This is a genomic window from Psychrosphaera ytuae (assembly GCF_017638545.1).
Classification (GTDB): domain Bacteria; phylum Pseudomonadota; class Gammaproteobacteria; order Enterobacterales; family Alteromonadaceae; genus Psychrosphaera; species Psychrosphaera ytuae.
Genome location: NZ_CP072110.1, coordinates 2493378 through 2513919, shown reverse-complemented (window position 1 = coordinate 2513919; position 20542 = coordinate 2493378). Strand labels below are relative to the sequence as shown.

The 20542-nt window shown below is 43.6% G+C and carries 14 protein-coding genes; 8 read left to right on the top strand and 6 right to left on the bottom strand.

Features of this window, described 5'->3' with window-relative positions:
- Window positions 1-5: 5 nt before the first annotated feature.
- From J1N51_RS11210 to J1N51_RS11200, 3 genes are read right to left on the bottom strand one after another with little or no spacing between them, the layout of a single operon-like run.
- Window positions 6-3518: a PAS domain-containing hybrid sensor histidine kinase/response regulator gene (locus J1N51_RS11210; protein WP_208831357.1), complete on the bottom strand. Its 3513-nt coding sequence runs from the start codon at window positions 3516-3518 to the stop codon at window positions 6-8.
- A gap of 49 nt (window positions 3519-3567) precedes the next feature.
- Complete coding sequence (locus tag J1N51_RS11205) at window positions 3568-4305, bottom strand: exonuclease domain-containing protein (protein WP_208831356.1); 738 nt, start codon at window positions 4303-4305, stop codon at window positions 3568-3570.
- Between the two features lie 15 nt (window positions 4306-4320).
- Window positions 4321-6132 carry a putative nucleotidyltransferase substrate binding domain-containing protein gene (locus tag J1N51_RS11200; RefSeq protein ID WP_208831355.1) on the bottom strand — a complete coding sequence of 604 codons (1812 nt, stop codon included), beginning with the start codon at window positions 6130-6132 and terminating at the stop codon, window positions 4321-4323.
- 364 nt (window positions 6133-6496) lie between these two features.
- On the opposite strand from J1N51_RS11200, the gene J1N51_RS11195 reads away from it, so the two are divergent.
- The 3 genes from J1N51_RS11195 to J1N51_RS11185 all read left to right on the top strand — a co-directional run bounded on the left by J1N51_RS11195 (window position 6497) and on the right by J1N51_RS11185 (window position 9030).
- Complete coding sequence (locus J1N51_RS11195) at window positions 6497-6748, top strand: DUF4212 domain-containing protein (protein WP_232842903.1); 252 nt, start codon at window positions 6497-6499, stop codon at window positions 6746-6748.
- On the top strand, window positions 6748-8487 hold the full coding sequence (locus tag J1N51_RS11190) for a sodium:solute symporter family protein (RefSeq protein ID WP_208831353.1): 1740 nt from the start codon (window positions 6748-6750) through the stop codon (window positions 8485-8487). Before J1N51_RS11195 ends, J1N51_RS11190 begins: the two co-directional genes overlap by 1 nt.
- Window positions 8488-8580: 93 nt before the next feature.
- Entirely contained in the window at window positions 8581-9030 is a 450-nt protein-coding gene (locus J1N51_RS11185) for a hypothetical protein (RefSeq protein WP_208831352.1), read from the top strand.
- A 14-nt stretch (window positions 9031-9044) separates the two neighbouring features.
- On the opposite strand, the gene J1N51_RS11180 is transcribed toward J1N51_RS11185, so the two are convergent.
- Complete coding sequence (locus J1N51_RS11180; RefSeq protein ID WP_208831351.1) at window positions 9045-9866, bottom strand: SDR family NAD(P)-dependent oxidoreductase; 822 nt, start codon at window positions 9864-9866, stop codon at window positions 9045-9047.
- A 279-nt stretch (window positions 9867-10145) separates the two neighbouring features.
- The gene (locus J1N51_RS11175; protein WP_208831350.1) at window positions 10146-11684 is read right to left on the bottom strand and encodes a bifunctional GNAT family N-acetyltransferase/carbon-nitrogen hydrolase family protein; all 1539 of its coding nucleotides are present in this window, start codon (window positions 11682-11684) and stop codon (window positions 10146-10148) included.
- A 237-nt stretch (window positions 11685-11921) separates the two neighbouring features.
- Here J1N51_RS11175 and J1N51_RS11170 point away from each other — a divergent pair, with 237 nt between their 5' ends.
- The 4 genes from J1N51_RS11170 (at window position 11922) to J1N51_RS11155 (ending at window position 17412) form a co-directional block, all read left to right on the top strand.
- The gene (locus tag J1N51_RS11170) at window positions 11922-13346 is read left to right on the top strand and encodes a nidogen-like domain-containing protein (protein ID WP_208831349.1); all 1425 of its coding nucleotides are present in this window, start codon (window positions 11922-11924) and stop codon (window positions 13344-13346) included.
- 195 nt (window positions 13347-13541) lie between these two features.
- Window positions 13542-14060, top strand: coding sequence for an invasion associated locus B family protein (locus J1N51_RS11165; RefSeq protein ID WP_208831348.1), 519 nt, complete (start codon window positions 13542-13544; stop codon window positions 14058-14060).
- 17 nt (window positions 14061-14077) lie between these two features.
- On the top strand, window positions 14078-15814 hold the full coding sequence (locus tag J1N51_RS11160; RefSeq protein ID WP_208831347.1) for a dipeptidyl-peptidase 3 family protein: 1737 nt from the start codon (window positions 14078-14080) through the stop codon (window positions 15812-15814).
- 32 nt (window positions 15815-15846) lie between these two features.
- Window positions 15847-17412 carry an AbgT family transporter gene (locus tag J1N51_RS11155; RefSeq protein WP_208831346.1) on the top strand — a complete coding sequence of 522 codons (1566 nt, stop codon included), beginning with the start codon at window positions 15847-15849 and terminating at the stop codon, window positions 17410-17412.
- 94 nt (window positions 17413-17506) lie between these two features.
- Here J1N51_RS11155 and yegD read toward each other — a convergent pair whose 3' ends face one another.
- Entirely contained in the window at window positions 17507-18865 is a 1359-nt protein-coding gene (gene yegD, locus J1N51_RS11150; RefSeq protein ID WP_208831345.1) for a molecular chaperone, read from the bottom strand.
- Between the two features lie 201 nt (window positions 18866-19066).
- On the opposite strand from yegD, the gene J1N51_RS11145 reads away from it, so the two are divergent.
- Entirely contained in the window at window positions 19067-20542 is a 1476-nt protein-coding gene (locus J1N51_RS11145) for a M24 family metallopeptidase (RefSeq protein WP_208831344.1), read from the top strand.

The following is a 20542-nucleotide window of genomic DNA, read 5'->3' as shown; positions in this document are numbered from 1 at the left end:
CCTATCTAAGCTGCCTTTTTGGTAATAATGCTCTTGAGCCATGCTTTTAGAGGCGCAGGCTTAAGAGGTTTAGCCATATAACGCACCCCCATAGCATCACACTGAGCTTTGAGCTCTTCGTCTTGAATTGCCGTGACTAATGCGGCAGGAATGTTCACTTGCCAATGGCTTCGGATAGACTGTATTAGTTCGAGCCCAGTGATATGGGACGGGTGTAATTGATAGTCGACCAATAATACATCAGGTCGTCGCTTGCCTTGTTGCATTGGGTTTGATGCCAAGTAAGTGCTCACATCTTCAACGCTATTAAAACAACTGACCTGACACTGCCACTTTTCAAGTAAGGCGGTAGATGCGTCTAAATTTTCGATTTCATCATCAATACAAAAGATATTAAGCTGGTTAAAACCACCAGATTCGGCTTTTGCAAACTCACTGGGTTGTTGTATCAAGCTTTCAGCGCCTTTTAGGACCGTCACCCCAAAACACGAACCACGACCAGCAATAGACTTCATCTTTATTGGACAATTGAGTTGCTCACTCATTCGCTCAACGACACTTAAACCTAACCCTAAGCCTTTAATACTGCCGGTGTGTGTGCGATAAAAATCATTGAATATAAGCTTGTGCTCGCCTTGTGAGATGCCTTCTCCGGTATCCCACACTTCGATGCGAATGCCTTGTCCCGCTTTGCGAATTGCCAACAGGATCTTGCCTTTTTGTGTGTATTTGACGGCATTTGATAAAAAGTTTTGTAAGATCCTGCGCAAATACGTGGCATCACAATAGACCACCTGATCTTTCCAGTTTTGAATAAAGCGAATGCCTTTAGCTTCACATTGCACGGCGATTTCGTTGCACAAAGGCGTTAATAAAGTACTGAGTTTAAAATGACTGAAGGTTGGTGTTAATGCGCCTTGTTCAAGCTTGGATATTTCCAAAAGCGTCGACAGCAAGTCTTCCATTGAGTTAAGCGACTGTTCGACTTTGCCGAGTGTTGACTTGTTTTTTTCACCTAATTCGTTGTCGTTGAGGGAAGATAGATATAAACGCGCCGCATTTAAAGGCTGAAGCACATCATGACTGGCCAAGGCCAAAAACCGAGTCTTTGAGGCATTGGCCTGTTCGGCTTCTTGCTTAGCCAATTTAAGGGCTTCGGTGATCTCGCTGATCTCGTTTACACGACGCTGAATCGTGTCGGCCAAATTGATGTTGGCGTCCTTTAATGCTCGCTCGGTTTCGATATAGGTAGTGATGTCATTAAAACTGGTCACAAAGCCACCATTTGGTAATGGGTTACCTACCATTTCAATCACCCGACCATCACCACGGCGGCGAATAAAGGTGTGGCTTTGACTGGTTTTTAAATGAGATAAGCGCTTTGCGACAAGCTCGTCAACTTCACCGTGTCCGCACTCACCACGCTCGGCATTAAAGCGGATCAGCTCACTGATGGGCTTACCGACTTGCACCATGCCTTCTGGGTAGTTAAATAGCTCTAAGTAGCGTTTGTTCCAAGCAACAAGGTTGAGGTCACGGTCGACTACACTGACCCCTTGGTTGAGGTTTTCTAACGAGCTAAATAAAATCGCCTGGTTGTTTTTTAACGCTTGAGTGGTGTCATCAAAAAAGTTAACCACATCTTCTACATCTAGCTGCTTTCCTGATAAAACAATATTGACCAAGGACTGCGCTGAGGATGCACCCAATACACCACCTAACATACGCTCACAATAGGTGACAAAATCGTGGGTGAGTTCGTCTTCATCCCCGAGCTCTTGACCACATTCGGCCTCATAGTCCAAAAACAGCTGTTCGCAACGCGCATCCCCTAAAAAGGTCATAAGTAAGTCTTTAAGATCTTTTACTTTAGCTTGGCTATTGACCAGCTTTTGGCCAGAAATAGACATTTTGAGATTGGGATGCACAAAGGCAGTAGCTTGGATCTTGTCGATCAGTCGCTCCCGCGCAATCACAGAAAAACCATAATACGCCAAGGTGTTAGCAAACAATGAAATCATCACTCCATGACTGATAATTTGGCTGTTATTGGCGACGTCCGCGTTAGAGGCGAGAGGTAACAACAAAAACATCAACCAAGTTAAAAAGCCAAATAATAAGCCTGCATACACACCATTCGCGTGGCCTTTACGCCAATATAAAGCGCCGATAATGGCGGGTAATAACTGAATAATTAACGAAAACGCAATAAGGCCAATATTGTGTAACGAATGTTGTTTAGCGGATACGTAATAGTAAGCAAAGGACAAAAACAAAATCGCACCTATGGTTACCTGACGCAGTTGGACAATGCGATGTTGATATTCGCCACGGGCTAAGATGGTTTGACGTTGGCGCTTGAGTAATAAAGGCAAAAATACGTCATTGGTGATCATGGTGCTCAAGGTTAGCGTGGCGACAATGATCATCGCACTCGCTGCCGATATTCCACCGATAAAGACCAATAACGTGGCCCACTGAGAGTCTAAAAAGATAGGCAATTGCATGGTGTAAATTTCTTTGTCGACCGTACCCTCTAGGAATGCCACACCAGCAAGCGAAATGGGGATGATCGCCACAACAAAAATCAGTAAGTACAGTGGAAACAACCAACGTGCAACCGACAAGTTTCGTTCGTTTGAGTTGTCCACTACCATGACATGGAACTGACGGGGCAAACACAAAAACGCGGCTGCTGCCATAAAGGTCTGTACCAGGAAATCTCGAGTAAAGAAGGTCGACAAACTCCACACAGGCTCTGCCAATAAGGCTTGACTGGCACCTTGGCCATTGCTTATGAGAGGCAATTCAGGCTCGGTTGAAACCAGCGTAAACCCGTGATCGATACCCCAAATTAACAAGTACACCGCGATTGTCGCCGAAACCACCAGCCCCACCATTTTAAACAATGACTCAAAAGCGATGGCAAAGATCAAACCGGAGCGATATTCGGTTACGTCGGCTTTTCTCGCTCCGTACAAAATCGCAAAAAACGCAATAAACAAGGTCGCCAAAAATGCCGACGTTGATGGGTTGTTGCTCATGTTACTGCCGACCATACTGGTACTGACAACAGATTCAAAAGAGAACGCCCCAAAACTCGCGTTAATCGCTTTGAGTTGAAGTGCAATATAAGGAATGGTCGCTAATGTCGCGATGACAGTAACAATCAGCGCGGTCTGTTGTCGTTTGCCATATCGTGATGAAATAAAGTCAGCAATCGACGTTACGTTTTGTTTTTTACTGACACTCACCAACTTTTGTAATATTGGAAAACCAAATACAAACAGCAAGATAGGCCCTAGTAAAATAGATAAAAACTGCCAACCGTCAGTCGATGCGGTACCGACTGCGCCAAAATACGTCCAACTTGTGCAGTAAATACCTAAAGCTAAGCTGTACGTAATTGGATGACGCGTTACCTTTTGCGCAAGTGCACTGCCTCTGTCCCCCCAACGAGCGACAAAAAACATCGAGCTGACGTACACGATTGAGGCAATAATGATGGCAAACGTCATGTTACTTCCTTGCTATAAAATCAATAAACACCGAATTAATCACTATACGCTACACTAACACGTCGCCTAACACCAAAGGCTCAGCCTGCAAACTTTGTAATTGTGAAACCAAAACGAGATATAATTCGGCAGTGGCAATCGCATCAGCCAAAGCGTTGTGGGCAAAGTGACTGGGCAAACCAAACCGCGAACGCAAATTAGCGAGCGTTAGGTCCTCAGCTTGATAAGAAATGTGCTTAGCCTTGAACCACTTAATCGCCATTGTCAAGGTGTCGATCATCGGTACTTCTAGCTTTATCTTGTAAAGAGACTGACAAGCTAAGCGTAAAAACGAACGCTCCATCGGGTGATAGTGCACCAACATGACTTTGCCTTTTAACGCTAAAAACAAACGGTCCAATGCCATTTCAATAGCTGCGCCACGCGCCGCTTCTGAATCCGTTATTTGATGAACACAAACATTTTTAGGGTCCAGTTGCGTATCAACCGAAATCACTTGTTCAAAACTGCGTTGTAATATGACTTCTTGTCCCTCAATAGCGACGGCACCGATGCTCAATAACTTATCTTGTTTAGGATCAAACCCTGTGGTTTCAAAGTCGGTTGAGAGCACGTTAAGCTCGGTTAATGGTGTGTCTAAAGCGGGAGTTTCGGTTGTCAGTAGCGCTCGAAGTGAGCCAGACCACTGCCCGGAATGATTGTCTGAAAAGCGGTAACCTTGACCAGGTTGAAAATAGCCACTTTGACCTTGTAGATCAGAAATAAGATGTTGGATCGCGTTTAACATTGTATTTGCCATTGCTTAATACACTACTTGTCGAGCGTCTTGGAGTTGCTTGATGACTTTGAACACGTCTTTAAGATGTTTGCGTTCTAGTCTGGAGATGTCTTTTGGCGCGATAAAGTTTGATGGTGCAAGACCTGCGTTCACTTGCTGAAGTTGGTGTTCTAATCGCAACTGGAACACAAACTCGAAAGCAGCAATGAGACTCTTGCCTGCACTTTTACTGAGGACTTTAGTACCGGTACACGCGTGAAGCCGGTCAAGTGTTGAGACTGCATCACTACCTAAGCTCAACGCATAAATACGAGCTAACGCCACGATTTGTGCAATGGCATTGTGTTTAAGGTCAAGTTTTGACTTATTTTCACCAGAAGAAATTAAAATAAAGTCTCTAAAAAAGCCCAACGGTGGCCGTTGCGAAACCGCATTGCGACTCAGGTGAGCCAAAAATAACGTACTGCGCTGAGTTTTATGTAAAAACTCGGTCTTTAGCGTATTTAGCAGCTTGGTACTGCCGTAAATCGTATCCAAGTCAAAAAAGATATCACAATGCATTAATGCCTTGGGTTTGGGCTGCTCAATCCAGTTACTAAAATAGTCGTGCCACACGCCGACTGGCTGACACCATTTAGGGTTACTGGCCATCACATCACCAGGACAATACACAAAACCACAAGCATTTAAGCCATCACACACATATTGGCTAAGCTGATAAAAATAGTCCTGTGCTGAAGCGGCATTGGTTAATTGGCTGTCGTCATAAATCAGTGCGTTGTCTTGATCAGCGCCGACAAATTGCTCATTTCTGGCCAAAGACCCGGCACACAGCCAAGCATAATCACAAGGAGCAGGACCAAATTCTTGCTCAGCAAATTGCAGTAAACGCACTGATATTGCTCGCACAATGGCACTAATACTCTTGGCAATCACCACTGCACTCATGCCTAACTTGGTCAGATTAAATTGTAAATTAGGTAATAATTGTGCTGTTGCAATCAATGCGTCAAGGGATTGGGCTTTTTTAATTCGGCCACTTAAGTGCAAGGGGTTATGCCCTTCGCGCAGCATCAAGTCGGTAAGAGTTAACATTCCCCAGCGTTGTTCACTGCGCACCACAGGTAAATGGTGAATGCCCTTTTCTATCATGATCATCAAGGCTTCAAAACAGCTGGCCTTAGCATCAATTGTGGTCATGTTTTTGGTCATGATGTCTTTGCCAACCTGATCAAAGGGCAGGCCTTGGGCGACGCATCGGCTGCGGATGTCACGGTCAGTCACAATGCCACTGGGTAAACCCGCTTCGTTAGTTAACAACAAACTCGAGTGACCAAGCTCTGTCATCTTTTGAGCTATCTGTTGAATAGTGTGATCATGAGGCAGAGTGGCAATCGGAAACTCAGCACAATCCTCTACTCTCATTGTGTGTAAAAACGACGTCGCCGTACGCTGTATTTCTGACTCTGACATAAGGCTACGAAGTTGTTCACCTGGGTGCTCAAACCAAAACGCAATTATGCTCGAATTATCTTTTAATAAACTCGTTAGCTGAGGTACAGGCCAGTAGTACAGTAGTGCATCTTCGGTAACGGTAAATGCCTCGCCTTGCTCTGCCGCAACACCGAACGATTCCCCTTCTGCAAAGTGCTCGTCGTTTTTTTTGACGTTGCCTTTTTTGACGACATAAATGCGCTCGTCCACCAGCGAATTTCCTTTCGCGAAATAACTGATCCGCATGCCACTCATCACTTGTTCCAATTGATCACTGGACAGAGTGTCAAAAGGAGGAAGGCTGTGAACGAATTGGCTGTGTTCGGTCAATTCGGCATTCATTGTTTACCCTCCTTTTTAAGTACGCTGTAAGACTGTCTAAAATACGCCATCCGGCAGAGATTCCTAGTCCTATTAGACCAAAGTCTAATGAAGGTCATTTAGAGGGTGATTTGACGTGTATCTTTTCGTTACAAAGCATAAACACTGGCCTTCAAGGTAGCTTCACCCCCACCCTTCAATATCCTCTACCACTACACCTGATGGCCTTAGACTAAAGTTTAATACCTGCACAAAAGCCACCTTGCTAGTTTATCGACAGTCATTTGTATATCGATTGAATTGATAGCAGTCGCGAATTGGGCCAGTTGATGTACAAATTTTACTCATGCTAACAAAAATAATTTTGGAGCGCGTCGTGGAAAATGTGGAAAGTAAAGCATCATACTGGCAGGAAAACCTGCGTTTGATATTTATCTGCCTCGCCATATGGTTTGTCGTGTCATATGGATTTGGGGTGTTATTAGTAGAACCTCTCAACGAAATTCGTTTAGGCGGTTACAAGTTAGGCTTTTGGTTTGCTCAACAGGGATCGATTTATACCTTTGTTGGTTTGATCTTCTGGTATACCTCGCAAATGAACAAGCTCGATAAAAAATACAATGTGGAGGACGAATAATGGATGAGTTAAAACTCTATACTTACATCGCCGTATTCGGCTCTTTTGCGTTGTACTTTGCCATTGCATGGTGGGCCCGAGCAGGCTCAACCAGTGACTTTTATGTCGCAGGTGGTGGTGTAACACCCGTACAAAACGGTATGGCCATTGGCGCAGACTGGATGAGTGCGGCATCGTTTATCTCGATGGCGGGTTTGATTGCCTTTTTGGGTTACGGTGGCTCTGTCTTTTTGATGGGGTGGACCGGTGGTTACGTGTTATTGGCCATGCTACTAGCACCATATATGCGTAAACACGGTAAGTTTACGGTACCTGAGTTTATTGCCGATCGTTACTATTCAAAAACAGCCCGTATTGTTGCGGTTGTATGTTTGATTGTTGCGTCTCTGACTTACATCATTGGTCAGATGAAGGGCGTGGGCGTGGCGTTTTCTCGCTTCTTAGAAGTTGATTATGACTTTGGTTTGTACATTGGTATGGCGGTTGTTTGGGTTTATGCGGTTCTTGGTGGTATGAAAGGCATCACGTATACGCAAATCGCTCAATACTGTGTACTTATCTTCGCATACACCATTCCGGCTGTATTCATCTCGTTGCAACTTACTGGTAACCCAATCCCGCAATTAGGCTTAGGCAGTACCTTAGCCGATGGTAGTGGCGTATACCTACTCGACAAGCTAGATATGGTAGTGACGGACTTAGGCTTTAAGGAATACACAACAGATAACATTGGCGGTACGGTTAATATGTTCGCTTACACCTTGTCTCTAATGATAGGTACAGCGGGTTTACCTCACGTTATCATGCGATTCTTTACGGTTCCTAGTGTAAAAGCGGCTCGTTCTTCTGCGGGTTACGCGTTGATCTTCATCGCTATTTTATACACTGTAGCGCCAGCAGTAGGTGCGATGGCACGTCTTAACCTAATGAACACAATTGAACCAGTAGCCGGTCAGCACCTTGAATATGCTGAACGTCCACAGTGGTTCAAAGATTGGGAAAAGACAGGCCTACTTCAGTTTGAAGACAAAAATGGCGACGGTAAGATCCAATACACCGCAAACGCTGAAACCAATGAAATGGTTAAAGTTGACCGCGACATCATGGTTTTAGCTAACCCTGCTATCGCAAACCTGCCAAACTGGGTGATTGCGTTAGTTGCAGCAGGTGGTATTGCCGCCGCGTTATCAACTGCGGCCGGATTATTACTCGCGATATCCTCCTCAGTGTCTCATGACTTGATGAAAGGGGTACTGACACCAGATATTAGTGAGAAAAACGAGCTCTTTGCCGGACGGGTGGTCATGACCATCTCAGTACTGGTGGCGGGCTATCTCGGTCTCAATCCGCCCGGGTTTGCCGCCGGAACCGTGGCACTTGCCTTTGGTCTAGCTGCATCGAGCTTATTCCCAGCACTTATGATGGGTATCTTCTCGAAAACAATGAGTGGTAAGGCAGCGGTTGCCGGTATGTGTGCAGGTCTTGGTGTAACTATGCTTTACGTATTCCAGCACAAAGGCATCATGTTCATTCCAGGTACGTCATTCTTAGGTGGCCTTGAAGAAAACTGGTTCTTTGGAATTTCGCCAAATGCCTTTGGTGCAGTTGGTGCACTGGTTAACTTTACGGTTGCGTTTGTTATGTTAAAAGTAACAGGTCCAGCACCTAAAGAAATCCAAGAGCTTGTTGAAAACTTTAGAACGCCGCACGGTGGTACAACTGCCGCTCACGCCCACTAAAGAAAACAGCTGACAACGAATACCCAGTCGTGCTTTGATAGGCATGACTGGGTTTTGTTTTTGGTTTCACTTTTATAAAAAACAGGGAGTTTTATGAACAAACACACAAAAACGGCTTTATTCGTTGCCCCTTTTTTACTCGTTGGCGGTTATATTCTTTCCGACATGTACCTAGAAAGCCAAGCCCATAAAAACAAAGTGATAGAGTTGTCTCAATCCGGTGTCTGCGACGTATTTAGAAAGTCCTGTATTTTGGAATCAGGTGAGTTGAAGCTCAATGTGTACCAAGAGCAAAATGAAACCGTTATTAACTCCACCTTCCAACTCGATAACATCACGTTATTTGTAGTACCAAGCGAAGCCTCAAATTCGCCCGTTATCTACGAGCTTAAAATGGACAGCAATCCTTTTTACTGGCGAGCCGAGACAAATTTGAATGAGCTTTTGGATGAGGTGGGTAAAGACCAAGGCACAACGCTTCGGGTCATTGCGCAAATTAAAGGCGGGCACTACATCAGCGAGTTTTATGCACAGCGCTATTAAGCGCCCGAACATCTTTAATCTTGTAAAACCAAGTCGATTTCGACCAAGATTTTTTCTATTTGATCGACCAGTTCCGTTACTTTTTTGCCATTCAACGCATCAGGATGAGGATTGGAAAATTGACCAATATCATTGTCAAAATATTGTCCGTTTGCGTTTGCAAACGATTCAGATAACGATGCTTTTAAGACAATTTCAGTCCCGATATTAATAGGTTTACCCTCGATGCCGTAAGCCTCTTTTACCATGGTTGTGCCAAGTAATGAGCCTGGATTTAAAGCGATAAATGTAGGCCCACTATCGCCATATTCTCCAGACAAATAATGCGTCCACATTATCAACGCAAGCTTGCTCTGGGCATAGGCCTCATTGTCGAGTAGCTTTTTGCGCCCAGAAAGCGCAGAGAGTGATACTGGAGCTTGTGCAGCAGAGGATAAGTTAATGACTCTCGAATCACTATCCATTTGAGAAATAAGGCTCTTTGTCAATAAGTACGGCGCAATTGTGTTAACTACAAACCGAGTATCAAGTAAGTCCAACGTCATTGGCTCTTTAACTTTGAATACGCCTGCGTTATTTACCAGTACATCAATACGGCCCAGTTTTCTAATCTTGGAATCGATGATTTCTGTCAAACTTCTTAAGTCCGACAGGTCAGCACATACAGTAGAGATTTCGGCTTGGGTGTAGCGGGTTTGTAGCTCTTTGTGGTGCTTTTCTAATTTCTGTTTGCTTCTGCCCAACATAATGACATGATGACCAAGCTCGGCAAACTTTGCAGCCGCCCCTAAGCCAATGCCATCAGTGGCGCCCGTAATTAGAATTGTTTTTGCCATTGGTGTTTCCTACTTTTTCCTTATAGAACAGCACGCAATCGACAACTAATTTCGTGCCAACAATTTATTAACCGATAGTTTAGTCCAGTGATTGAGATTTTGTTAATGAATTTTTTTATAACCTCTTATTAAATAAAATATTTTTCCAAATCAGGTCCTGTGTATATAAAGGTGACAACAGGCTTGTTAACCCTTTGACAAATTGTGATTTTTGTAATTAAAAAGGCATATCAAACTACGATATGCCTTTGAGGTTTTTTAGAAGGAGCTAAGTTAAGTTTAATCTTCAGGCAATGAATTTTTTAGAATAACGTCGTACATGTCTTCGCGACGGTCTTTGAGGTTTCGTACTGTGCCTTCGCTGTGTAAAATTTTTAGTTTATCCATATCTAAGTCACTAAATAACAACATTTCTGTATTTGGTGTTGCTTCATTCAGTGTTGCATCGTGAGGAAATGGAAAGTCAGACGGAGTTAATACGGCTGACTGAGCGTATTGTACATCAAGGCTTTCTACCTCCGGTAAGTTGCCGACTGAACCTGCGATTACGACATAACACTCGTTTTCTATGGCTCGTGCTTGAGCACAATGACGAACCCTTAGGTAACTGTTTTTGGTGTCGGTCCAAAACGGCACAAACAGAATATCCAATCCCTGTTTGGCTTGAATACGAGTTAGTTCAGGAAACTCAACGTCATAACAAATCTGGATGCCCACTCGCCCTGCATCCGTTTCAAATACTGCGATGCGATCGCCTCCTTGAATGACCCAGTCGTTTTGTTCATGTGGGGTAATGTGGATTTTGCGCTGTTCGTCTATTTTGCCGCTGCGATGACACAAGTAAGTCACATTGTAGATATTGTCGTTTTCGGCCAGTGGCATTGAACCCGTAATGATATTGGCGTTGTATTCCACAGCCATTCTCGACATGGCTTCTTTGAAAGTGTCTGTGTACTCGGCTAAGAAGCGAATGGCTTCAGTTTGGTTGGTTTGTGGGCCGAGTCCCATCAAAGGCGCGTTAAAAAACTCCGGAAACAGAATAAAATCACATTGGTAGTCGGACACGGTATCAACAAAGTATTCCACTTGTTTGAGCAGCTCTTCGACTGATTCAACGCAGCGCATTTGCCACTGTACAGCACCAACCCGAACCACAGATTTGGTCGACTCGAGCACCGTATCAGTAGGCTCGTACATTATGTTGTTCCACTCTAGCAATGTCGCGTAGCCTACCGACTCTTGATCCTCTGGCAGGTATTTTTTGAGGAGACGTTTGACCTGAAAGTCATTTGATAACTGAAACGATAAAATCGGGTCGTATATTTCTTTTTTGTCGACTTTTTCAATGTACTCGGTCGGCGACAGTGTATCTCGATAATTGTGATACTGGGGGATCCTGCCGCCAGCCAAAATTGCTCTTAAGTTGTATTGGCGGCATAACTCTTTTCTGGCGTCGTATAAACGGCGCCCCAAACGCATTCCTCTGTGACTTGCGGCAATCACAACATCTAGACCATACATAGCATCGCCATTTTCATCGCTATACACACGGTCATGACCATCAACAATATCTTCATAGGTATGCGGGTTAGAAAAACGACCGTAATCCACTTGCACACTTAATGCGATACCGACAATTTTGCCATCATCGACAATTCCAAGTTGTCCTTCTGGAAACTGATCAATCAATCGATAAATCGTGTGACTCGGCCATGCCCCGCCCAAGCCGGGATAAGCTTCATCCATTAGTTCTTTGATTTGAGGGTATTGCGCTTTAGTGAGGTTACAAATTTCAATTAACGTGGTTTCGGTGGACATGCCTACTCCTGTAATAAGGCAAATTAAACTGGTTTTATACTAGTTTATTCTTTGCTCAGTACCAGTTTTTCAATAGTAACTGCTTAAATTGTGTCTATTTTTTTTACAGGAAGTACAGTCAATTAATTATTTTCCCAACAAATTCAATAAGATAGCTAATGGCATTTTACTTGCTTGGGGTGAAGCTTTAAATCAATAACAAAATCAACCACCTACTAATAAAGGGACTTATAAAACATGAAGCTGTTTAAAAACCTTCTTGTTACTGTATTGCTGGCATTTACAGTAACTAAACAAGCTCAAGCTGATGTCATTTTGTACGGCATGGGCGGTGAATCACAATTGGGTGATATTGCTACTCCTAAAGTCGATGACGGCTCTAGTAATGAGTTACAGCTACCATTTACACTGAGCTGGGGCGGTAGTTCTGCAAGCACATTTTTTGTAAACACCAACGGTAATATTACTTTTGGTAGTGGGTTTACACGCTTTAGTGCGACCTCATTTGACAACGTACCATTCCCAATCATCGCACCTTTTTGGGGTGATGTAGACATTTCCTGTGATACCTGTGGCGACATTTACGTTGGTAGTCCTGAAGAAGGCGTTGTTGCCGTTACTTGGGATCGCGTTGCTGAATACGGTAATACAGAAAACTCGGCACGAAATACGTTTCAGGCTGTATTGATTGATCGCTCAGGTGACACCGGAGTCAATGGGGACTTTGATGTTGAGTTTCGTTATCAAAATTTAGAATGGTCAGACAATGCAAACGCAGGCTTTGGTCTTGGTAATGGTGCTCCGCCGATTGATGAGTGTGAAGTGATAGAAGACTGTTCTGATTTTCCACCGATTGATGATTGTGAGGTTAGTGACTGCGAAGGCTTTCCTCCTTGTGAAATTGAATCTGTTTGCGAATTTCTCCCAATTCCACAAAGCACTCAATTGAGCTCACTGAGCCTTGAACAAGATATTCTCGAAGCCCCAACTTATTACAGCCTGCCAGGATCGCTTACTGAAGAAGTATTGGAACTTGCAAATACGTCAAATTCTGGTGAAGAAGGTGTGTGGACTTTCTCTTTTAGAGATGGTCAATATGCAAGTGAAGGCCAAGCCCCTATCTCTTTAGATAATGTTGATTACATTCCAGAAGTTGGCGAGACCCCTGACAATCCAAGATTACCAGATGGTACAACTGAAGAAGGCGGTTGGGAGTTTGACTTTGAAATCGACTTTGGCGAGATTGTATTTATCGATCCAGATGTAGCTGTCGGTTATGACTACGTTGTCAATAGCGGCCCTAACTTTGCGTCAGTGATCTTACCTTCTGGTTTTGATGCTCGTTACGAGCTGTGGCTAATGGGTGCTAACGGATGGGAATTTGCTGACAACCTTGTTGCAGAAGTAGAGTACTTCTTTGGTCAAGGCGGTGTTTCTATGTTCCGTATCTTGGGCATTGATACTTCAAATATGATTGACCCAACTGACGCTCAAGCGTTCGTAACAGGTCTTTCGTTTGTGGCGGCTGGTACAATCGATATGTCGCAAACGCCAATTACTGAGTTTGTTGCTGACCCTGCCGTTGATGTTAATGAACCAAACGCGTTGATTTTACTATCGTTAGGCTTGGGCTTTTTGGCGTTTCGTCGCCGTAAAGCATAAAACAATTAACTAATCGACTGAGCTAACGCAATGATTCAACTCTGACTTTGTTGCGACTGGAGCAACCTTGGTTAGAGTTGGCAATTAGCCTTTCCAAAGCCCCAAAAGTAAATTACTTTTGGGGCTTTTGCTATTGTAAATCTCTGCTAACATAAGTTTCACTTTTTTAAATGGACTTTTAAACGGACTTTATAAATGACACGTCAAATTAAAGCTTTTACCTACTCCTTCTTTTTGGGACTAATAGCCCTAAGCCAATCTGTTACGGCTGAATCACAACCGCTAGCTTCTAACGATAAGTCCATTCACGGTTCTTGGAGTTACGAATGCAACAAAAACATGTGTTTTATCAGTCAAATGATCATGGCAAAACAAAAAGGTAAGATTGGTATTGCAGGCGGTGTAAATATCGCAATTGCGTCAAAACAGCGTCCAATTATGACCCTTAGGTTCAATAAGGATGCGCATGTTCCTGCGGGTATTGGCATAAAAGTTGATGCAAACCCTGCCATTCGAACAAAAATACTCAACTGTGATGCCAAAGTATGTGAAACTAACCTAATTATGGATGCTAAGATGCTCGATGAAATGCAAAATGGCCATGGCCTACAAGTTGTATTTTTGAATAACATCAGTGGCAAACAAGTGACCTTACCGTTTTCTTTAAGCGGCTTTTCAGAAGCCTACGGTAAGCTTTCTCAACAACAATCATAAAAAGTATTGAGGTCATCATGAAAACTTCTTTAAAGCACATTGCACTAAGTGCTATCGCAGCTAGCCTTATCACCGCTTGTTCTAAAGCACCAGAATCGTCGTCAAATGAAGTCGAGCCATCACAGTCTAGCTCAGTGGTTACCTCTGACGTAGATAACAAAAAATTAGAACTGACGGTTGAACGCTCGAGATTAGACATTTACCACCCTGTCGAGTTAAAGGCTGATTTGTCGCATTTATCAAACAACCAAAAGAAGATGCTGTCATTACTGATTGATGCATCTAAAGAAATGGATAAGCTGTTTTGGATGCAAGCTTTTGGTGAGCCAAAGAACAAATTTTTGCAACGTATTGATGATGACAAAACCCGAGCTTTTGCTGAAATTAACTACGGACCTTGGGACCGTTTAAATGGTGACAAACCATTTTTAACGACATATGACGAGAAGTTTTTGGGTGCTGAGTTTTACCCGCATGACATGACAAAAGAAGAGTTTGAAGCACTAGAGTTAGAAGGTAAAACAGGCCTTTATTCAGTGTTAGAACGCCGTAAAGACGGGTCAATTCGCTTGGTGCCATATCACAGTAAATACCAAGGTGAAGTGAAGCGCGCAGCCGCTCTTATGATCCAAGCTGCGTCTTATGCAGACAACGAAGAATTTAAAGATTACTTATTAAAACGCGCCGACGCACTAGTTACAGACAACTACCAGCCAAGTGATTTTGCATGGATGGACATGAAGACCAACCCGATTGATATCGTGATTGGTGCTATCGAAACGTACGAAGATCAGTTATTTGGTTACCGCGCAGCGTATGAGTCATACGTATTGGTCAAGGACATGGCGTGGAGTGAGCGTTTGGCAAAATACGCAGCGTATTTACCTGAACTACAAACCAACATGCCAGTTCCGGCTGAGTACAAACAAGAAATGCCTGGTTCTGACGCTGATTTGAACGCCTATGACGTAATTTATTATGCCGGTCACTCAAATGCAGGCGGCAAAACCATTGCGATTAACCTGCCAAATGATGAAGAAGTTCAGCTGAAAAAAGGCACTCGCCGCTTACAACTCAAAAACGCTATGCGCGCCAAGTTTGATCACATTTTGGTGCCAATCGCAGAAGAGCTAATTGCACCAGAACAACGCGAAAACATTACGTTTAATGCCTTTTTTGCTAATACTATGTTCCACGAAGTTGCTCATGGTTTAGGCATTAAAAATACCATTAATGACAAAGGTACCGTTCGCCAAGCTTTAAAAGAACACGCTTCTGCACTTGAAGAAGGTAAAGCGGATATTTTGGGCTTGTACATGATCCGCCAGTTACTCGAAAACGGCGCTATGACCGAAGGTAAACTTGAAGATTACTACACGACGTTCTTAGCTGGGATTTTCCGCTCTGTGCGTTTTGGTGCATCAAGTGCACACGGCAAGGCAAACATGGTTCGCTTTAATTATTTTAAAGAGCAAGGTGCCTTTAACCGTGGTGAAGACGGTTTCTATCGTGTCGATATGGACAAAATGAACAAGGCCGTAGATGGTTTAACCAATGTCATCTTAAAACTTCAAGGTGACGGTGACTACGCAGGCGTCGACCAACTTGTTGCAGAAAAAGGTCTTATTAAAGCAGACTTAGCAGCAGACCTAGCTAAATTAACCAAAGCTAATATCCCAGTTGATATTACTTTTAAACAGGGTAAAGAAGTTTTGGGTTTACCTGATGTATCACCGCGTGATACCGAACAATAACCAACAATAATAACAACATATAGGTTTTATTCATGGAACAATCTCAAACTCCAAGTAACGAACCAGTACAAGAGGACTCTCGCTTACAGCGCATACTCAACAAAGTTGAGATATGGGGTAACAAGCTACCAGATCCAGCGGTACTGTTTATTCTTTTACTCGCTATTGTCTGGGCGCTTTCTTGGGCGCTGTCAGGGATCGACTTTAACGTAGTCGACCCTCGTACTGGTGACGCGTTACAAATTAATAATCAGTTCTCTGGTAGTTCACTCACTCAGCTCACCTCTACAATGGTGAACAACTTCTCGCACTTCCACCCTGTTGGTGTAGTACTCGTTGCGATGTTAGGTATTGGTGTTGCTGAATACTCGGGCTTTATCAATGCAGGTTTACGGGCTTTGTTGTCTGTGACTAAAACTTGGTTGTTAACCCCGATGATCATTCTTATCGGGATCATCAGCCACTCAGCGGTTGATGCCGGTTACGTGTTAGTAATCCCTCTTGGTGGTGTTATCTTTTATGCTGCAGGTCGTCATCCTCTAGCAGGTATTGCAGCGGCGTTTGCCGGTGTCTCTGGTGGTTTCTCAGCGAACTTTTTACCATCTGCTCTAGACCCTATGCTGCAAGGTATCTCACAAGTAGGTGCGCAAATATTAGATCCATCAGTTGTATTAAACCCGCTTAACAACATTTTCTTCACTGGTGCTTCAACATTAGTAATTGTGTTTTTGGGTTGGTTCATCACTGATAAAGTGGTCGAGCCTAAGTTACAAAGCAACAAGCTTGATGGCGATTTGTCAGACTTACCGAGTATGGAGCCACTATCAGATGCAGAGCGTTCTGCGCTTCGTTGGGCGCTGTTCTCAATTGTCGCAAGTATCGTCTTCTTGATAGGTACAGCATCACTTGAGGGCTCGCCATGGGCTGATTCAGAAGGGTCGTTAACCTCTGGCGCTGCGCCAATTATGAAGTCAATTGTCCCTCTTATCTTTTTGATGTTTTTAATTCCGGGCCTAGTTTATGGTGCGGTAATCGGTAGCATCCGCAATTCAAAGCAATTTGTTGAAGGTATGAGTAAAGCCATGCAAGGCATGGGTTATTACCTTGTTATCATGTTCTTTATCGCGCAATTCATCTATGCATTTGGTCAATCAAACCTAGGTGTATTACTGGCCGTTAAAGGAGCTGAGTTCTTAAAAGAAATGGCTCTGCCAGGGGGTGTGACGATAACTGGTATTATTCTTTTGACTGGTTTAATCAACTTATTTGTCGGCTCTGCATCTGCAAAATGGGCGTTATTAGCACCTATTTTCGTTCCGATGTTGATGCAATTAGGTATTTCTCCTGACTTAGCTCAAGCGGCATATCGTATTGGTGACTCTAGTACCAATATTATTACGCCATTAATGCCATACTTCCCGTTAGTCGTTGTATTTTGTCAACGCTACGTAACTAACACAGGTATTGGTACTCTAACGTCAATGATGTTGCCGTTCTCGGTGAGCTTCTTAATCGTTTGGACCTTGTTCTTGATGGTGTACTGGACTATCGGTATTCCATTAGGAATCCAAGCAACCTACGAGTACGTAGCACCGTAATTTTCTTTTATGAAATGAATATTCAAAAAAGGGTAAAACAGGTGTTTTACCCTTTTTATTTATAACTTGCGTTTAAGTATCAATTACTTAACTATTAGCGAAAGATATTCCCAGCCCAACGCGTTAGACCAGCGGCAACACTGCCAAAGTGATCACCAATCACCACTGGAATATCACCAAACTGTTGCTTCAAGTGACCGTTAATCACAGGTGATTTGGCCGTACCACCGGTCACAAAAATAACCTCCGGCTGACAGCCCGCCTGCTCAACGGCTTCATGCATCAACTCAACGATGTGGTTAAGTTGGTGTTGGTTGGCCTCTGCCATTAATTCTCTTGAAATATCCTGTTGTAAGCCTTGATCCAAATAACTCAAATCAACCGCGAGTTGTTGATGATCGGTCAACTGAATTTTACCTTGTTCAGCACTATTAACTAATTGATAACTCAGCTTCTCTCGATAGGTTTTGAGCAGTCGTTCAACCAGCTCAGGTGACTTAGCATCGCGTTTGAGCTGCTGTAAAAAACGACCATTTTCAGCACTGTAAAAATCCGATTGAGCGTTGACGTCATTTATTGCAACAGCTTGGAAATAGCTACTTACAGGCATAGGTTTGCCTGAATCCAACTCACTCGTCATCCCTAAATTTGGCATGATGCCCTTGAGCGCCAGCTGAATGTCAAAATCGTTACCACCAATGCGTTTACCACTGTGACCAAGCAATGAGTCTTGTCGCTCTACTTTAGATACATATTCAGGACCCATTAACAGCATAGAGCAGTCCGTCGTACCACCGCCGATATCCACCACTAGCACTCGGGTTTCTTGAGTTAAAGTGGCTTCGTATTCAAATCCTGCGGCAACTGGCTCGTATTGAAATTCAATGTCTTTATAACCAACGTGTTTGGCTGCGTTAGTCAGCACATCTATAGCTTGCTTGTTAGACTGTTCAGCGTTTCGGCCTTGGAAATTGATTGGTCGACCTATCACTACTTGGTCTACTGAGCGTCCTAAATCCGCTTCAACATGGTTTTTTACATGGGCCATCATGGCCGCAACAATGTGCTCAAAAAAGCCTATTTGTGCGGGTAATAAACCATTGGTACCTAAGAATGATTTTGGTGATTTGATATAGTAACCTTCGCTCGGATCATCAAGGTAACGCTCTAGGGCAAAGCGACCAAACGAGAGGTGCTCTGGTATTCCGTCATAACGCAAATCTTCAAGGGCCTCTTGGCCTTTAGATAACAAAAATCCACGTTTGTTTTTAAACTCTGTGCGAAAAGGCTCATTGATATTTTTGTGGAGCCAATTAACGATTACATCGCGATCAGGTGCGTACAGCGACGATGCCATGTACGTACCATGGTCACCTAAGGTGATGGCTCTCGGCTGCCCGTCAGTCATTATGCCGACTGCACAATTTGACGTTCCGTAGTCAAAACCTATCATTTGATTTACACCTCTTTACTTCATGGAAAACCCGCTATTTTAGCCTACTGCCACTGACCTTTCGAACTCAACTTGGCCATATTTAAGCTGGTTAAGGCTGATTGCTGTAAATTCCTGCAACTTCTTTGTTTATTTTTTGGCCTCACTTCAGTAAGTTAGTAACGAATGGTAAGAACTGGATTTTAACAAGTTGAGGGAAAAATGAAGTTATTGAAAATAGTCTTGTTCAACAATGCTGACTCTTGTGCTTCAAAAGCAATATCAAGTCATCTGTTTGGGGCTTTTTGTATTTTGGTTGCCACCTGTGGTTCAGCTCCGCTTAGCGCTTCGACTATTCAACAAAACAGCTTCAAGTCAAAGTCTCCCTCTACTTACCAATCTTTAACCGATGAACATCAAAGACAAGATCCCTATTTAAAGATCTTACCGATGCGCAAACGCGCAGCTGTGGTTGATGAACTCCTTCGTGACAAACTCGATAACACTCTGCCTAGATTAATGCGCCGCACTGGCATCGACCTTTGGGTACTCACCTCGAGGGAATACAATGAAGATCCTGTGTTGCGAACCATGCTACCGTCTTCTTGGATCAATGCTCGACGTCAAACCATTTTAGTTTTATACGACAACGGCACAACCGTTGAGCGTTATGCCATAGCGCGATATGCGGTAGGTGACCTATTTCAAAAAGCATGGGATAAAGAAGCCAACCCTGATCAATGGCAAGCCTTGGTTGCCCTCATAAAATCAAAACAGCCAAAGCGAATTGGTATCAACCAAAGCACTCACTTTGCACTCGCCGATGGCATAACCGCGACAGAACAAGCTTTGTTGTTTAAGGCACTGCCTGATGACCTGTCAGATAAAGTAGTCAGCGCAGAAAAACTCGCTATTGCCTGGCTAGAAACACGCACAGAAAAAGAAATGCCTCACTATCGGCACTTGACCCAAGTCGGCCACAAAATGATTGCTACAGCCTTTTCTAACAAAGTCGTCAAACCGGGTGTGACAACCACGGATGATGTAGTTTGGTGGTTACGGGAAGAAAGTCGACGTTTAAAAATGACCAACTGGTTTCACCCGACTGTTTCAATTCAGCGCAGTGACAAAACTGACTTTGATCAACTCAAAGCTTTTAGCGATCGCCCAAAAGGACAAGTCATCATGCCAGGTGATTTGTTACACGTTGATTTTGGATTGACTTATTTGCGCCTTAATTCAGATCAACAGCAACATGCATATGTACTTAGACCCGGTGAAACAGAAGTCCCTGACTATTTAATTAAAGCACTCGCCAATGGCAATCGAGTACAAGACATTTTTACTGCCGAGTTTCAACTTGGCAGAACCGGCAATCAAATTCTCTCAATCGCTCGAAAAAAAGCCATAAACGAAGGTCTAAAACCGACCATTTACACTCATCCAATTGGTTACCATGGTCATGCGGCGGGACCAACGATAGGAATGTGGGATAACCAAGGCGACACACCAGTTCGGGGCGACTACCCACTGTTTTCAGATACCGCATACTCGATCGAACTCAATGCAGCAACCTATGTTGAAGAATGGGGCAAGGAAATTCGCATCATGCTGGAAGAGGAAGCATTTTTTGATGGTAAATCAGTAACCTACCTAGATGGTAGACAAACTGCGTTACATACCATTTATTCAAAATAA

Excerpts from the sequence above, each read along its gene's own strand:
- J1N51_RS11210 (WP_208831357.1), bottom strand. The coding sequence starts at position 3,518 with ATGACGTTTGCCATCATTATTGCCTCAATCGTGTACGTCAGCTCGATG.
- J1N51_RS11205 (WP_208831356.1), bottom strand. The coding sequence starts at position 4,305 with ATGTTAAACGCGATCCAACATCTTATTTCTGATCTACAAGGTCAAAGT.
- J1N51_RS11200 (WP_208831355.1), bottom strand. The coding sequence starts at position 6,132 with ATGAATGCCGAATTGACCGAACACAGCCAATTCGTTCACAGCCTTCCT.
- J1N51_RS11190 (WP_208831353.1), top strand. The coding sequence starts at position 6,748 with ATGGATGAGTTAAAACTCTATACTTACATCGCCGTATTCGGCTCTTTT.
- J1N51_RS11185 (WP_208831352.1), top strand. The coding sequence starts at position 8,581 with ATGAACAAACACACAAAAACGGCTTTATTCGTTGCCCCTTTTTTACTC.
- J1N51_RS11180 (WP_208831351.1), bottom strand. The coding sequence starts at position 9,866 with ATGGCAAAAACAATTCTAATTACGGGCGCCACTGATGGCATTGGCTTA.
- J1N51_RS11175 (WP_208831350.1), bottom strand. The coding sequence starts at position 11,684 with ATGTCCACCGAAACCACGTTAATTGAAATTTGTAACCTCACTAAAGCG.
- J1N51_RS11170 (WP_208831349.1), top strand. The coding sequence starts at position 11,922 with ATGAAGCTGTTTAAAAACCTTCTTGTTACTGTATTGCTGGCATTTACA.
- J1N51_RS11165 (WP_208831348.1), top strand. The coding sequence starts at position 13,542 with ATGACACGTCAAATTAAAGCTTTTACCTACTCCTTCTTTTTGGGACTA.
- J1N51_RS11160 (WP_208831347.1), top strand. The coding sequence starts at position 14,078 with ATGAAAACTTCTTTAAAGCACATTGCACTAAGTGCTATCGCAGCTAGC.
- J1N51_RS11155 (WP_208831346.1), top strand. The coding sequence starts at position 15,847 with ATGGAACAATCTCAAACTCCAAGTAACGAACCAGTACAAGAGGACTCT.
- yegD (WP_208831345.1), bottom strand. The coding sequence starts at position 18,865 with ATGATAGGTTTTGACTACGGAACGTCAAATTGTGCAGTCGGCATAATG.
- J1N51_RS11145 (WP_208831344.1), top strand. The coding sequence starts at position 19,067 with ATGAAGTTATTGAAAATAGTCTTGTTCAACAATGCTGACTCTTGTGCT.